Origin of the sequence: Halococcus saccharolyticus DSM 5350 (assembly GCF_000336915.1) — an archaeon.
Classification (GTDB): Archaea; Halobacteriota; Halobacteria; order Halobacteriales; family Halococcaceae; genus Halococcus; species Halococcus saccharolyticus.
Genome location: NZ_AOMD01000033.1, coordinates 138205 through 153613, shown reverse-complemented (window position 1 = coordinate 153613; position 15409 = coordinate 138205). Strand labels below are relative to the sequence as shown.

At 65.5% G+C, this 15409-nt stretch carries 13 protein-coding genes; 3 read left to right on the top strand and 10 right to left on the bottom strand.

What is annotated here, in order from left to right; translation table 11 throughout:
• Positions 1-1101, bottom strand: a complete 1101-nt coding sequence (locus C449_RS16445; RefSeq protein WP_006079177.1) for an aminopeptidase — start codon at positions 1099-1101, stop codon at positions 1-3.
• Between the two features lie 70 nt (positions 1102-1171).
• The gene (locus C449_RS16440; protein ID WP_006079176.1) at positions 1172-2263 is read right to left on the bottom strand and encodes an aminopeptidase; all 1092 of its coding nucleotides are present in this window, start codon (positions 2261-2263) and stop codon (positions 1172-1174) included.
• A 122-nt stretch (positions 2264-2385) separates the two neighbouring features.
• Between C449_RS16440 and C449_RS16435 the strand changes: the two genes are divergently transcribed.
• Together C449_RS16435 and C449_RS16430 are read left to right on the top strand one after the other, a co-directional pair.
• On the top strand, positions 2386-2748 hold the full coding sequence (locus C449_RS16435; protein ID WP_006079175.1) for a DUF5783 family protein: 363 nt from the start codon (positions 2386-2388) through the stop codon (positions 2746-2748).
• Between the two features lie 31 nt (positions 2749-2779).
• Positions 2780-3148 carry a NifU family protein gene (locus tag C449_RS16430; protein ID WP_006079174.1) on the top strand — a complete coding sequence of 123 codons (369 nt, stop codon included), beginning with the start codon at positions 2780-2782 and terminating at the stop codon, positions 3146-3148.
• A 71-nt stretch (positions 3149-3219) separates the two neighbouring features.
• Here C449_RS16430 and C449_RS16425 read toward each other — a convergent pair whose 3' ends face one another.
• On the bottom strand, positions 3220-4941 hold the full coding sequence (locus tag C449_RS16425) for a cation:proton antiporter (RefSeq protein WP_006079173.1): 1722 nt from the start codon (positions 4939-4941) through the stop codon (positions 3220-3222).
• 186 nt (positions 4942-5127) lie between these two features.
• Between C449_RS16425 and C449_RS16420 the strand changes: the two genes are divergently transcribed.
• Positions 5128-6591: a sulfatase gene (locus C449_RS16420; protein ID WP_006079172.1), complete on the top strand. Its 1464-nt coding sequence runs from the start codon at positions 5128-5130 to the stop codon at positions 6589-6591.
• Positions 6592-6615: 24 nt separating this feature from the next.
• On the opposite strand, the gene C449_RS16415 is transcribed toward C449_RS16420, so the two are convergent.
• The 7 genes from C449_RS16415 to C449_RS16385 form a co-directional block, all read right to left on the bottom strand.
• The gene (locus C449_RS16415; protein WP_006079171.1) at positions 6616-7494 is read right to left on the bottom strand and encodes a ketopantoate reductase family protein; all 879 of its coding nucleotides are present in this window, start codon (positions 7492-7494) and stop codon (positions 6616-6618) included.
• 9 nt (positions 7495-7503) lie between these two features.
• Positions 7504-7824 (bottom strand): DUF7130 family rubredoxin-like protein, encoded by a 321-nt coding sequence (locus C449_RS16410; RefSeq protein ID WP_006079170.1) that lies wholly within the window; start codon positions 7822-7824, stop codon positions 7504-7506.
• Between the two features lie 467 nt (positions 7825-8291).
• A complete protein-coding gene (locus C449_RS16405) occupies positions 8292-11837 on the bottom strand; it encodes a DNA polymerase II large subunit (RefSeq protein ID WP_006079169.1) in 3546 nt (1181 codons plus the stop codon).
• A complete protein-coding gene (locus C449_RS16400; protein WP_006079168.1) occupies positions 11837-12259 on the bottom strand; it encodes a PPC domain-containing DNA-binding protein in 423 nt (140 codons plus the stop codon). Before C449_RS16400 ends, C449_RS16405 begins: the two co-directional genes overlap by 1 nt.
• A 100-nt stretch (positions 12260-12359) precedes the next feature.
• A complete protein-coding gene (locus tag C449_RS16395; protein ID WP_006079167.1) occupies positions 12360-12581 on the bottom strand; it encodes a helix-turn-helix transcriptional regulator in 222 nt (73 codons plus the stop codon).
• Entirely contained in the window at positions 12578-12991 is a 414-nt protein-coding gene (locus tag C449_RS16390) for a hypothetical protein (RefSeq protein ID WP_006079166.1), read from the bottom strand. The genes C449_RS16395 and C449_RS16390 overlap by 4 nt, the downstream gene beginning before the upstream one ends.
• Before the next feature lie 98 nt (positions 12992-13089).
• Entirely contained in the window at positions 13090-15312 is a 2223-nt protein-coding gene (locus C449_RS16385; protein ID WP_006079165.1) for an ATP-dependent DNA helicase, read from the bottom strand.
• Positions 15313-15409 lie beyond the last annotated feature (97 nt).

Below are 15409 nucleotides of genomic sequence, written 5' to 3'. Positions count from 1 at the left end.
CTACTCTTCGAAGCCGTCCTCGAAGCGGAAGGTTCCGTTCCGCTGGATCACGTCACCGTCGACCTCGATCCGGGAGTCCTCGCCCATGTCCACGATCATGTCGACGTGCTGGGCACTCTCGTTCTGTTCGTTGTCCTCGCCGACGTTCGCCTCGTAAGCCCGTCCGACCGCCATGTGGACGGTATCGCCCATCTTCTCGTCGAACAGCATGTTGTACGTGAACTCCGTGATGTCGCGATTCATCCCGATTCCCAACTCGCCCAGCCGGCGCGCGCCCTCGTCGGTGTCGAGGATCGAGGTCAGCAGATCCCCGTTTTTCTCTGCGCTGTGCTCGACCACCTCGCCGTCCTCGAACGTCAGTCGGACGTCGGTGATCTCGCTGCCGCGGCGGTAGACCGGTTTGTCGAAGTGAACCTCGCCCTCGACGGAGTCGGGAACCGGTGCGGTGAACACCTCGCCGCCGGGGAGGTTGTTGGAGCTGGTGTCGTTGATGGTGTGGTTGCCCGCGACCGACATCCGTACATCAGTCCCCTCTCCCGAGACGATCCGGACCTCCTCGGCGGGGTCGAGGATTTCGACCATCTGTGCCTGGAACGCCTCCTGTTCGTCCCAGTCCTTCAGAACGGCGTCGTAGACGAAGTTCTCGTAGGCCTCGGTGCTCATCTCGGCGAGCTGGGCGTTCGCGGGGGTCGGGTGCTGGGTCAGTGTCCAGCGGTCGCCGAGGCGCTCGTCGAGGATCGGGCTGTGGGCGCTCTCGTAGGCCGCGTTGGTCTCGCTGGCGACGTCGCCGAGTTCGGTCACGTTCTGGTGAGCGCGAATAACGGCGTGGCAGTCGGCGTCCTCGATGAGCGCCTGCTGGTGGGCCGGCGTCTCGAACTCGACATCGGCCTCGTCGGCCGCCCGGAGATACGCCCGGATCGCCCGGCCGCTCCGATTGGTCCGGATCGCGAGCGGGTTCGCACCCCGCTCGCCGGCGATCTCGTAGAGCGCAGTAACGAGATCGTCGGCCGGAGGCTCGGATTTGATCACGAAGTCATCGCCCGCCGAGAGGTCGACAGCGTCGGCGACGAGCTGGGCGTGCTCACGGATGCGCGGATCCATACGCGAACCCCGACTGGACCGTGCAAACCGTTTTCGGAACGCAAATGTTGCCAGGCCGATCGAAGCAGAGCTACGCGTCGAAGCCGTCCTCGAACCGGAACGTGCCGTTTCGCTGGATCACCTCGCCATCGATCTCGATTCGCGAATCTTCGCTCGTGTCCACGATCATGTCGACGTGCTGGGCGCTCTCGTTCTTCTCGGCATCGTCGGGAACGCACTCGTCGATGGCGTCCCCGACCGCCATGTGGACGGTGTCGCCCATCTTCTCGTCGAACAGCATGTTGTACGTGAACCGATCGATGTCGCGGTTCATCCCGATGCCGAGTTCGCCCAGCCGGCGCGCACCCTCGTCGGTGTCGAGGATCGACGTCAGGAGGTCCTCATTTTTCTCCGCACTGTGCTCGACCACCTCGCCGTCTTCGAACCGGAGGAAGGCGTCCTCGATCTCCCGTCCGCTCCGAAGGAGCGGCTTGTCGAAGCGGACTTCGCCAGCGACCGATTCTGGTACCGGGACGGTGAACACCTCGCCGCCAGGCATGTTCATCTCGCCGTCGTCGTTCGCGGCGTCCATCCCGTCGATCGACATCGAGATATCGGTGGTCTCGCCCGAGACGATCCGGACCTCACTCGCCGGATCGAGGATTTCGACCATCTGTGCTTGGTGTTCTCGCTGGGCGTCCCAGTCCTTATTCACCGCGCGGTAGACGAACTCGTTGTAGGCTTCGGTGCTCATTTCGGCTTTCTGTGCGTTGCCAGCCGTCGGATGCTGGGTGATGACCCACTGTTTGGCGAGGCGCTCCTTGAAGATCGGTTCGTGGGCCCGACCCCGTGCGGCGCTCATCTCGGGAGCCACGTCGCTGGTTTCGGCGGTGTTTTGCGATCCGCCGATCATGAATACGACATCGGTTTCTTCCATCTCGGCGAGCGTGTGGTCGGCGGTGCGGTACTCGTCGGGGTCCATCGCCCGGGCGTACGCCCGTCCAGCCCGCCCGCTCGACCAGTGGAGCGCGGGTCGCGCGCCGCGCTCGCCGAGGCGTTCGTAGAGCGCGACCACGAGGTCCTCGGCCGCCGGCGGGGCGTGAATCAGGACGTTGTCATCGGCGGTCACGTCACAGCAGTGTTCGACGAGGACGTCAGCGTGCTCGCGGACGCGCGGATCCATACCGATCGTTCATCCATGGGTCACAAATCGATTGTGGAACGCGGAGAGTGATTCGTCGGACATGAGCGCGACTCAGCCCACCGATCGCCTGGCTTTAGTCCGTCCCGCCCGACGAACCGACCATGACCGAGTTCAGTCCCGAAAAGTTCGAGGACAAGTACGAGCACTACTTCCCCGAGCTCCAGACCGCGTATCGAAACGCCTTCGAGCAGATGGGCGAGCGCTACGACTCCAATCTCGTCCACGCGATCGACCAGCAGGTGCTGAACGAGAGCGAGCCGTTCTACGACGCGGACAGTGAGGACGGTGCAGCCGACGGAAACGGGGAGTTCAGGATCGAGCTCCCCGACGATCCCGCCGAGCGCGTTACCGGCGTGGTGGTCGACGAGGAGAAACTCGACCGCGTTCTCACGGAGTACGTCGAAACGCTCGAAACCGAGCTCGAGGCAGTGTTCGGACTCGATGACGGGAGTCCAAAAGCCTAAGAAGACAGCCGCCGTACCGTGAGACACGATCATGAGCACGGAAACACAGGGGAGCGACGACGACCTGCGCGAGGAGATCTCGAACTTCCTGCGCCGGAACTTCCCGCAGATCCAGATGCACGGCGGCAGCGCCGCGATCCAGGACCTCGACCGCGAGGCCGGCGAGGTTACGGTCTCGCTCGGCGGTGCCTGCTCGGGCTGTGGGATTTCGCCGATGACGATCCAGGCGATCAAGAGCCGGATGGTCAAGGAGATCCCCGAGATCGAACAGGTTCACGCCAACACCGGGATGGACGGCGGCGGGATGGGCGATGCCGGCTTCGGCGGCGGCGGAATGAGTCCATCGTTCCCCGGCGAGGGCGGCAGCGAGGACGACGAAGGGCCGCAGGCCCCGTTCTGAGCACGGCGAGCGCTTCCCCGTTCACCATCGCTCGTTTTTAGGGCACGATAGAGCGTTGCGACCCGTCCGAATCAGTCGTCCGCACCCTCGCGTCGGGATTCGATGTCGAGGCCGAACTCGTTCGCCTGGGTGCGCCAGAACTCCTCGAACTCCTCCTCGCGCTCGTCGACGGTGCTCACGCCGTCGTTGACCCGATCGAGCTTGAGGTCGACCTCTTCGAGCAGCCGGTCGCCGACGTCGTCGGCGATGACACCGTCGCGAATCGCGTCCTGGATCGCGCTCTTCTCGCGCTGGAGCAGTCGGCGTTCGCCGACCAACAGCTCCTCGCGCCGAAGTTCGGGGTTTTCCTGCATCAGCTGCGAGATCGCGCGGTGGAGATCCTCCTGTTCCTCCTCGTACTCAGCGGTGAAGTCCTCGTAGACGTTGCCCGGGATGTCGCCCTGCTGGCGGAGATTCTCGGCGGCTTCGAGCGCGGCGTCGGTCGCCCGTTCGCGGCCGCTGAGGAGTTCGTAGAGCCGTTCGTCCTCCGTCCGCGTGACGATCCCGAGCCGGTCGAGTAGTCCCGCCATCGAGAGCCCCTGGACGACGAGACTGAACGCGGCGACCCCGAACACCATCGCCTTCAGCTGTGTCACCAGCGGCCCCCCGAGACCGGACGCATCCAACCCCAAGGCGAGTGCGATCGGGATCGACCCGTGGAGACCGCCCCAGAGCATCACGTGCTGGTAGTTCAGGGGTACGTCGCGGTCGGTGACCTGGTTCGCGATCGCGGTGAGCGGGTAGACCGCCACAGCGCGTGCGACCAGTACGAGCGGGATCGCGATCAGAATCGGGCCGGCATACTCGACGAGATTTCTGACCGGCGTGGTCGCACCGATCGCGACGAAAATGAACGTGTTGGTGATGAACGCAGCGGTTTCGAGCGTATTGAACACCGAAAGCTTGGTCTGTGGGCTCATCGCGTGCTCCGCGCCACGGTTGCCGATGAGTAGCCCCGCGACCACCGTCGCGATCACGCCGGAGACGTGGAAGTAGTGTTCGGCGAGCAGAAAGCTTCCGTAGGTCAGAATGAGCGTGAGCACGATCTCGGTCATGTGCTCGTCCAGGTTCGCCATCACCCGGTAGACCGCGTAGCCAGTGACCAGCCCGACGACCAGCCCGCCACCGCTCGAAATCGCGATGTCGAGCACGGTCGACCCGATTCGGGAGGGCGTCAACAGCTCCGCGGCCGGCGTGCCGGACTGCTGGGCTTCCTCGGCGAGCGCGAGCAGCGCGGTGAACACTACGACGCCGACGCCGTCGTTCAGCAGGCTCTCGCCCTCGACCAGCGTCGAGAGCCGCTCCGGTGCGCCGAGTTCCTTGAACAGCGCGAGCACGCTCACCGGGTCGGTCGGAAGGATCATCGCAGCGAACAACAGCGAGATCAACAGCGGGAACCCGAACGCGAACTGGCCGAGGAACCCGAGCACGAGCACCGAAACCACGAGCCCGGGAACGGCCATCGCGAGGATCGGAGCGAGGTTCGCCCGGAAGGAGTTGATCTCGGTCGTCGCCGCCCCCTCAAAGAGGAGCGGCGGCAGGAGCGCCAGCAGAATGAGGTCGTGTGAGAGCTCGAAAGGGAACAGATCGACCCCGGTCTGGGTCTGAATCACGGAGATCCCAAAGCCCGCGATCAGGAGCGCGATGGTGTAGGGAAACCGACCGACCTTCGCGACGAAGATACCGACACCGGCGGCGATCATGAAGACGATAAGCAGATCGATCTCGGTCGTCGCGACCGTCTGTGCTAACATGGCTACGGATACTCCACAGGGTGTGTTAAGCCCCGTGTTTGCGGGTGCCACGTCGGTTCCGGTTGGATGAACGAGCGGGGTCAGCGGTGTGGTAACGTCCCTCTCTTATTCTATCCTCCCTCTCGTTCATCCGACGGCGACGCGCGAACGGCGTGTATTTATGCGCGGGGACGGCGACGGGTATGTATGAGCGATCGCGCGTCGAACCGGAACGTCCTGTTCGTCGTCATGGACACGGTCCGGAAGGACCACCTCTCCTGTTATGGCTACGACCGCGAGACGACGCCCGGGCTCGAACGGTTCGCCGAGGAGGCCGCTGTCTTCGAGCAGGCGGTCGCACCAGCGCCGTGGACGCTTCCCGTGCACGCCTCGATGTTCACGGGACTGTATCCCGGCGACCACGGGGCGACTCAGGAGAACCCGTATCTCGAAGACGCCACCACCCTCGCCGAGTCACTCTCGGCGACCCACACGAGCGCGTGTTACTCCTCGAACGCGTGGATCACCCCCTACACCCACCTCACCGACGGGTTCGATAGTCAGGACAACTTCTTCGAAGTGATGCCCGGCGAGTTCCTCTCGGGGCCGCTCGCGCGGGCGTGGAAGACGATGAACGACAGCGAGCGCCTCCGGCAGGTCGCGGACTGGCTCGTGGGCGTCGGCAACGCGATCCACGAACACCTCGCGAGCGGCGGCGGCGCGGACTCGAAGACGCCCGCGGTGATCGATCGCACGATCGAGTTCATCGACGGGACCGACGAGCCGTACTTCTCGTTCATCAACCTGATGGACGCCCATCTCCCCTACCACCCGCCCGACGAGCACAGAGAGCAGTTCGCCCCCGGCGTCGATTCGACTGCCGTGTGCCAGAACTCGAAGGAGTACAACGCCGGTGCGCGCGACATCGGCGACGACGAGTGGGAGGCGATCCGCAGGCTGTACGACGCCGAGATTCACCACGTCGACGACCAGCTCGATCGGCTGTTCTCGTGGATGCGGGCGAACGGTGAGTGGGAGGACACCCTCGTGGTAGTCTGTGCCGACCACGGCGAACTCCACGGCGAACACGACCTCTACGGCCACGAGTTCGGCGTGTACGATCCGATCGTGAACGTCCCCCTCATGGTCAAACACCCCGATATCGACGCGGGCCGGTACGACGAGCAGGTGGAACTCATCGATCTCTACCATACTGTGCTCGATCACGCCGGAGTGGAGGGCGAGGGCGTTTCGCTCGATCCCCAGCGGTCGCTGCTCGGTGAGGGGTTCCGCGACGAGCCGAACGCGTTCGTGGAGTACTACCAGCCGGTGGTCGAACTCAACCAACTGGAGGGAAAGGCGAGCGACGCCGGGATCGACCTCCCGAAGAACTCGCGGTTTTACTCCCGGATGCGAGCGGCTCGCCGGCCCGCTGGCAAGTACATCCACAACGAGCGGATCGCCGACGAGGCCTACCGGCTCGACGAGGACCCCGGCGAGACCGAGAACGTCCGCGAGACCGACGACCCCGTGATCGCGGCGCTCGAAAATTCGTTAGGAGAATTCGAGGCCGACCGCGAGGCGTGGACCGACGTCGAAGACGACGCGGTGCTGTCGGGGATGGGCGACGACGCGAAACAACGTCTCGAAGACCTCGGCTACATCGAGTGAGCGACGGGAGCAAGGCGAACGGGACTACTGATCGCCAGCTTCCCACGCTCGGACCAGCCCGGCGAGCGTCCGGTTCACCGGTACCGGCGCGTCGGCGCGGTCGACGACGGCCCCGTTGATGGCGTCGATCTCCGTTCGCCGGCCGGCACGCACGTCCTGGAGCATCGAGGAGGTGTTTGCGGCCGTGGCCTCGACGACCGCATCGAGCGCCGCGACAGCTTCGTCGTCCCCGAGATCGACGCCCTGCTCGCGCGCGACCCGAGCGGTTTCACGGGCGGCGTCGCCGGCGATGCCGTGGAGTGGCTCGTCGGCGAGCGCGCCGTTTTCGACTCGGGCGAGCGCGGTCGTGGGGTTGATGCCCGCGTTGACCGCGAGCTTCTTCCAAAGTCGTCGGGGCATATCGTCGGCGACGGTCGTCTCCACGCCTGCCCTCCGGAGCGCACGGCCGACCCGTTCGGCGCACGCCGAGCGACCGCCATCGGGTGCGCCGAGAGCGATCTCGCCGATCCCGGTACACTCGACGCGGCCCGGTTCGACGAGCCTCGCGCCGTAGGTGCAGGTTCCCGCGAGGACGCCGTCGAGGCGAGTGGCGAGGCGCTCCTCGTTGCCGAGACCGTTCTGGAGCGAGCAGACGGCGTCGAGATCGCAGTCGACGAGCGCGCGGGCAGCGTCGTCGGTGTCGAACGCCTTGACAGTCACCAGCGCGAGATCGGCAGACGGAGGTGGATCGGTTCGTGCGGCCGGGCGGACGGTGAAATCGAACGCGCCGCCGACGTGGAGACCCGAATCGCGGACTGCCTGGATGTGGGGATCGCGGCCGACGAGGGTCACGTGGTGCTCGCGGGCGCACAGTCCGCCGACGAGACTCCCGAGGCTGCCGGCACCGAAGACGACGATCTCCATTCAGTGGGACTAATCCTCGGTCCAGTAATAGATGTCCTCCTTCGGCGCGCCACAGGAGGGGCACTCATCGGGGATGTCGGCGATCTTGCCGATCTCGCCGCACTCCCAGCACCGCCACATGAGGTCCATCTCGCCCGCGCCTGGCGTGGCACCCCGAGCGTGTTCGGTTTCGAGCGGGACGATGCCCTCTTCGGCCGTCACGTAAAACCCGTCGTCATCGAACCCGCGGATCGTGCCCAACTCCTCGCCGTGCTCGTCGTACACCGTCTGCTCGAAACGCAGCCGTCGGCCGTCAGACGCTCTGACGCGCTCCTCGCCTGTGTCACTCATACCCGTAGTCTTGGACAGCAACGGTAATAAACACTTACGCTGGTTGTGCGAGAGCTTGGAGGGTGCCGTTCATCCCGGACTGTCGAGGGGTTCGGTGGTGCTGTGCAGTCGTGGTGCGGTCGCGGGGCGGTGCGGATCTGGCGTCCTGCGATCGCGGAGCGACCGCAGGGCTCGGGAGAGTGCTGCTTTCCTGGCGGATGAAGGGCGAGGCCCGCCGCGCGGGCCGAGGGCTTCTGCGGTGGGGTTGCGGTCGGTGGAGATAGTATCCACGCGAGCGCAGCGAGCGCGGTTCACGAGAGACGCTTCGCGTCTCTCTGGCTCTCGTTCGCTCCCTGCGGTCGCTCACGAGAACACCGCGAGTGAGCCGCAGGCGAACGAGCGGGTGTTTTTCATGAACGTTTTTGCGAGGGGTTGAGCGCGATCGAGTGAAACGAGCGAGCGCGAACCCCCGAAATAAAAAGGTTCGTCTACATGAAATCGGCAATCCCGCTCTGTTTGTTTTTGTCGTTCTCGAACACGCTTTCGAGAGTTTTGTCAAGCACTTCGAGGCGCTGCTTGGTGTAGTCGCGGGTGCCGTACTCCTCGGCGACCCGGGTGGCGGTGTCGATGTACTTCTTCACCGAGCCCTCGTGGACAGTCAGATTCACGCCGCCGCCACACTCGCGGCACTCGCCGGTGAGCGGCATTCGGCGGTACTTGGTGCCGCAGTCGAGACACCGCGTCTCCTGACGGGAGAAGGCTCTGAGGTTGCCGATGAGATCGGGCAAAAAGTGGTACTCGATGATGCGCTCGGCGACGTCGGTCTCGTCCACGGCCCGGAGCTTTCTGGCGAGTTCGAGCTGGGCGTCCATCTTCTCGGTCATCGCGCCCAGCGTTTTGTACGCCGACAAGGAGGGGCCGAGCGCGAGATTCGAGGTGTCGTGAGTGTGGCGGAATCCAGTGTACTCCGTGTCGGTGCCGATACTTTCCTCGGCGATCTCGATATCCACGCTGCCTGGTTCGGCCATTTCGAGGGTCGCCTCGTAGAACTCGCGAGGGTAACGCTCGACCACGTCCATGTTGTGGGCCTCGTCGTCGATCTCGGCGGGATCGATCCGCGAGGACATCACCAGCGGAGCGTCCATCCGGCCACCCCGTTTGTCCGGCAGGTACTCCTTCGAGAAGTTCAACAGCCCATCCATCAACAGCATTACACAATCCTCGTCACCATCGCAATTTCTTCTTTTCGATGCGTGAAAATAAGGGTGTGCGTACCCAACGGCGGCGCTCGTGAACCCTACGACGCGACCGACGACCGCCGCCGAAGTGTGAGGGGCCATCCCGAACACGAGTTCGCCCACGAGGTCGTCGCGATCGTCGAAGTCGTAGAACGAATCGAGACCGTAGTACCGGTCGAGGAGGTCGTCGACGAAATCCGCCGTCCGGAGGAGGTGCTCGGCCGCGCCGTTCGAGAGCACGATGTCCTGAACCCGGAGTTCGACCAACTGATCGGCGTGGCGGAGCGGGTCGCCATCGATGTCCTCGTGGTAGCCGAGTTCGCGGAACTGATCGACCGAGACGTCGAGTTCGGCGGGACGGACGCTCGTCACTGGGAGGTCGGTCATGTCGTACCTGACCGTGCCGTCCTTAAACGACGAAACGCCGTGTTTCGCTCGCAGGACGCCCTTCTCCATCGGTTCGGGCGTCTTGAGCTTCGAGGTCAACCCCTTCACGCCTTTCACCATGTCGAAGGCGCTCTCGCGCTCGCCGACCGCGTCGAGCGCGTCGTGGAACTCCTCGCGGATGTCGACCGTGCGCCACTCGGTCGGGGTTGCCTCGCTCCCGCAGCGCGGGCACTCGGCCCGCCCCGACTCGTCGGGTTCGACCGCGATCTCGCAGTCGCGACACTCGTAGCGCGGCTCGGTGACGCCGCCGCAGTCTGGGCACCGCGTCTCGTAGCTCCGTTCGCCGCAATCGACGCACTCGCGCCGACCGACCTGGACGGGAACGACACCGCGCTCCCCGACGTCGTCGTGGACGTGCTCGGCCGCCGCGCTCACGTCGCGCTGGTTGCCGCCGGCCTCGCCGATGGGAAAGAGGGTGTGGACCGCGGGCGAGAGCTCGCGCTGTTCGGACTTCTCGGGGCGACCCATCCGGCCGCCGATCCGGGTCGGGGCGCGTTCGCGGAGGGCGAACGGCGCGACCTCGCGGGCGGCCTTCATCGCGTTCGGCCAGGCGCTCGCTTCCGTCGAGAGGCGCTCCCACGTCCGATCGCAGTTCTCGTCGAACCCGAGCGATCGGACGAGCGCCCGGAATTCGGTGATTCGAAGCGCGTCCGCGGCCTGGTTGTGCGGAACGAGCAGCGCTTCGAGCGCGTCACGGACCTCGGGCGCAGGTTCGAGCGCCAGTTCGCCCTTGACGAGTTCGCCCGCCGCGACCGCGTCGGCAAGCGTTTTGAACGACTCGACCGAGAGATCGTGCCAGCAGTAGGTGTACTCGGGATGGAGCGGCGCGTCGTACTCGATCGCCCACTCGATCGCTTCCTCGGGAGTGGGGTGTTCGAGATCGACCCGTGTCGAGTCCGCGAGCGCCTGGACGTTCGCGTCGGTCGCGTCGAACTCCTGGATCCACCACTCGTGGGTGTAGGAGGCGGGCGCGAGCGGGTGGTTGTTCTCGACGAACTCCCCATAATTGACGAGGTACTCGCCGAGATCGAGGATCGCCTCGACCCCGTTTCTGAGTTCGAGGGCTTCCTCGGGATCGTCGATCCGGCGGACGTCGCCGTTCGCCAGCCTCACGGTGGGCCCCTCGATCGAATCGACGGGCACGACACCGGCGGCTTTTCCTGGTCGTTCGGTCTTCAACTGCGTGCCGGTCGCGAGGAAGTCGTCGACGAGATGCATCGTCGCGGGATGGACCCCCGCGGTCGCGAAGCCGTGATTGCGCGCGCGGCCGTACCGCAGCCGGAAGCCGCCGGCCTCGCTCGGGTGGCCGAACACCGGCCGGCCGGCGATCAGGTCCCGGAGGAACTTCGTCGAGGGCTCGGGCCGAAGCGGGCCGTCGGGTTCTGAATCCTCGTCGGCAGCCGATTCCGATTCGTCGTCGGTTTCGTCGCCGTCATCAGCTTCGTCAGCCTGGTCTTCGGCGTCGTCAGCATCCGAGCCGTCAGCGTCGTCATCGTTCCCGGCAGATTTCCCGATGGTGCCGGCGATCAGGTCGTCGAGCCACGGCCAGTCCACCTCGTCGAGATCGGTGGTGTAGCGCTCGATCTTGGGAGCCTTCTGGGCGATCCCCTCGGCGAGCACGAGACACATCCCGCCGCGAGGGTTGTTCGTCCCCACGCGTTCGAGGTCGCGAAAGCCCGAGACCTCCTCCTGGCCGGTGGCCTCGCCGTCGAGCATCACCGGCGAGTTCCGGGCGATGAACTTCGTCTCGGCGTCTTTCGGGGAGTACTGGAGGCCAGTTTCGGCGTCGTAGAGGTCGACCTCCTCGGCGTAGCGTTCGACCTCCTCCTCGCGGGCCTCGTATTCGGCGAGGCCGAGCAGCGCGCGGGTGTAGTCCGCGACGAGCACCGAGAGTGCCTGAGCGGTCCCACCGGCCGAGCGGATCGGTCCGGCGTAAAACACCCGGACGAACTCGGTTCCATCGGGATTCTCGGCGAGATCGACCCGATCGATCCCTTCGATCGGCGCGGCGACCACGCCTTCGGTGAGGAGCGCAACCGCAGTTCGGACCGCGCCCTCGATCTTGCCGGCGTCGGTCTCGTAGTCGCCGACTCGCCCCTCCGCGAAGTCCGCGGCGAGTTCGAGGGCGGCCTCCTCCCGGCTCATCTCGCCTTCGAGTTCGCGGACGCGGTCGGCGACGCCCTCGATCCCGAGGATGTTCTCGACCCGGTCGGCCATGTCCTTCGCCACGGGGATCTCGATCTCGGGAGTGGGATCGCCACCTTTCCCGCGTGCGGTTTCAGCGACCGCGAACGCCTCGTCGAGCTGGGATTCGATCCGCTCGAAGTAGCGTTCGTCGTCGGCGCGCATTAGAGCGGCCAGAGATCGAGATCGGTCGTCTCGTCGCGCTCGCGTTCGAGGTGGGCGTCGAACTCGCGGAGGTATATCTCGCCGGCGAACACCGTTCCAGCGTTGAGGTGGCCCGCGATCGTCGAGCCGTCCTCGCGCGAGCAGACCGCGTGGGTGTGGGCAAACCGATCACCCGAGAGCCACGAGACGTTGCCGACACACGCCGCGACTTCGAGCGGTTCGTCGAATTCGATCGCGTCGTACTCCTTCGTGTCCTGGTCGTAGAAGTAGAGTTCGGCGTCCTGAACTGCGCCGAGCCCGAAGAAAAACCCCGCGTCGACGCCGGCGTCGGCAGCGAGCGTCTCGATCTCGCTTCGCCAGTCCGCACCGGTATCGAGCCGCGCGACGAACTCGCGGCCGGCGTCGAGTGTCTGATAGTCCATATCCACGCGGTCGCGTGGCGGCGGCAAAAACCTTGACCTCGCGGCACGGTTGGATCGGCGGCGTTTCCGTATCCGCGTGCCTTCGTGCACGGGCGTCGTCTTATCCCTCAGAGTCTTGCATCGCCCCGTCCAACTCCGGATCGAACAGGTCCTCGATGCGACAGTCGAAGTGGGTGGCGAGCTTGAATGCCAGTTCGATCGAGGGGTCGTAGCGTTCGCGTTCGATAGCGTTGATGGTCTGGCGGGTGACGTCGACCGCTGCCGCGAGATCGCCCTGACTCTGATCCGTGCGGTCTCGCCGCGCTCGAAGGTTGTTTTTCACGAGCGGTACCGAAAGAGGGTGTAGATACCGCCCCACAGCAGGTACAGTCCACCGACTGCAGAGATAGCACCCCAAAGAAACGGTGAGATGGCGTAGTAGCTGGTTGCGTCGAACAGGTACAGGCCGATCACCACCGGGAGACCGACCATCGCAACTAGCGTCACGAGCGCGCCGCTGGCGCGTTCGTGTAGCCGCTGTTGGCGTTCGTCTGCCAGTCTGACCGGGCTCACGAACCGCAGATACAGCAACGCCGCGACCCCGGATAAGCCCGCGACCGAGTACACGACGAGTCCCACAAAGTACTGGTCGAGAGCCATGCCAATGAAGAAGCTCAGGACACCTGCCGCGAACACGGCGATGACGATTCGATTGTATCGCTGTCCCTTCTGGATCGGTGGCGTTTCTGTCATGATCTGTGGTGTGTAAAGCCTGCTTTACACGCTCACTTAACGCTGTCGAATGGGTTGAGCGGGAATCGAGGAGAACGGAGGAGGGTTCCGGGACCAAGTCACGGCGTCGGCGGGTCGCCGTCGTAGGCGTCGTGGTCGGTATAGAAGTTCAGCATCGCGTATTTGAGTTTCCCGGGCGCGACATCGACAAGTTCGGCGCGCTCCTCGGCCGGGAAGGAGTCCCTGACGCTGTACTTGCCCATCTCCTCGTGGCCGCGCTGGGTGTAGCGCGCATCGAGCAGCGCACGGACTCCGATCTCCTCGGGCGAGCGCAGCACCCGGCCGAGCGCCTGGCGCGTCTTCCTGATCGTGGGGATCTCGACGGCGTACTCCCAGCCCGAGGCGTCGTCGAACGCGGCGTCGTAGGCGTCCTCGACAGCTTCGAGTCGGTCGTCGAGATGGGGATACGGAACTCCGACCACGAGCACGGTATTGGCGTCGTCACCGTCGAAACTCACACCCTCGGTGAGCGTGCCCCACAGCGAAGTGAACAGCGCGCCGTCGGCGTCCGCCGCGAACCGCTCGCGGAGCGACTCGACCGCCTCGCCCGGTTCGTCGAGGTACGTCGTCGCCGCGGTTCCGGCAGCGATCCGGTCGTGATACCGCTCGGCCTCGGCGTAGCTCGGGAAAAAGAGAAGGGTGTTGCCTGGCGTGAAGCGGATCGCGTCGCGCACGGTGCCGGCGACCGACTCCTGAACCGCGGGATCGTCGCGTTCGCTCGCGAACAGCGCTGGCGTGTCGACCGCGAACGTCCGGCGGCGTTCCTCGGGGAAGGTGAGGCCGTACGCCATCGTTTCGGGATCGTCGAGACCGAGCACGTCTTCGAGAACTTCGAACGGCCGGAGCGTCGCGCTCATCAGCACGCTCGCGTGGAGGCTCGAAAAGAGCGGCTCGGTCACGTCGCTCGGGATCGAGGCGAACGACTCCGCACGGCCGTAGACGCCGTCCGGCCCCTCGCGCACCGAGACCACGGGATGGCGGCCGCCGGACGTGCCGTCGGACTCGCTTCGCTCGCCCGACGAGGATCGCGCGCCCCCAGCGCGCTTACCGCCGTCGGCGAGCCACGACTCGACGAACCGCAGCGTTTGGAGGGTCTGGCACTCCTTTCGGACCTGGGTCTCGCCGTTGCGGTACGCCCGGTCGTACTCCCGGTCGAGCGCCGCCCCGAGCGCGAGGCCGGCCTCCACGTCGGCGTCGATCCCCTGTCCGGTGTAGGCGTCGAGGAAGGCGAGCGTGAGGTCGTCGCGACCCTCTGGGTTGGCGATCGCGAGGTCCTCCCAATCCTCGTCGATCCGCTCGCGCTCGCCGAATCCCAACTGTTCGTCGTAGGTCGCGACGAGCGCGCGCCGGAACGCCCCGACGACGTTGTTCGCCTGGTCCGCTCGCGGATCGCCCGCGTCGTCGAGCTCGGCGAGCGCGCTGTCGAGTGTAGTCTCGGTCAGGGTGCGAGTCGCGTGCTCGCGCGCCGCGCTCTCGACGTTGTGAGCCTCGTCGAACACGGCGATGACGTCCTCGGGGTCGCGGCCGAGCCACCGGAAGAACTGCTCGCGGATGGTGGGATCGAGCAGGTGGTGGTAGTTACACACCACGAGATCCATCGCTTCCATCCCCTCCTTGAGGAGTTCGTACCCGCAGAGATTCTCTCCCTCAGCGTACTCGTAGATCTCTTCGGGAGTCCTGACATCGCTCGCGAGCCACGCGTAGAAGGCGTCGGTGTCGGCGGTGAGGTTGTTGTAGTAGTGCTCGCAGATCGATTCCCCGCGGAGATCGTCAACTTCGCTCTCGACGCTCTCCAGTTCGTCCATCACCGCGCTGCGGGCCTCGGTTGCGTCGTCGTCGCCCGCCTGGCTCGCCGCGAGGAGGTCGTCCTCGCGGGCTTCGAGCTCCGCGAGATCCTCCTCGGCGTCGACGAGGTCTTTCGTGCTATCGCGGAGCACCTGGCACTCCTCGTAGTCGACGTCGATGTGACACATCGCGGCCTTGCCCTTGAACACCGCGGCTTTCAGGGGTTCGTGGTCGTTGATCGCGCGGGCGTCGGCGACGAACTGGCGCATCTGCTGGTGGACGTTGGTGGTGATGACCACCGTCTTGTCCTCCCCGCGGGCGAATTCGAGCGCGGGCACGAGCGCCGAGAGGGTCTTGCCGGTGCCACAGGCTCCCTCGAAGAGGACGTCGCGCTCGTCGCCGAGCGCGTCGTGGATGCGTTCGATCGCCGCGGTCTGGTTCTCGTAGGGAGACTCGTACGGGAAGAATCGCAGCGAGGGAGACGAGTCGGCGGCCACAGTAGCCGGTTTTCCGGCGCGTTCGGACAAAAGGGTTCGTGTGGCGCAGCGGAAGTGGTCGAGGGCGTCGCGTGTCAGCACTCTCACGTCTGGCCAC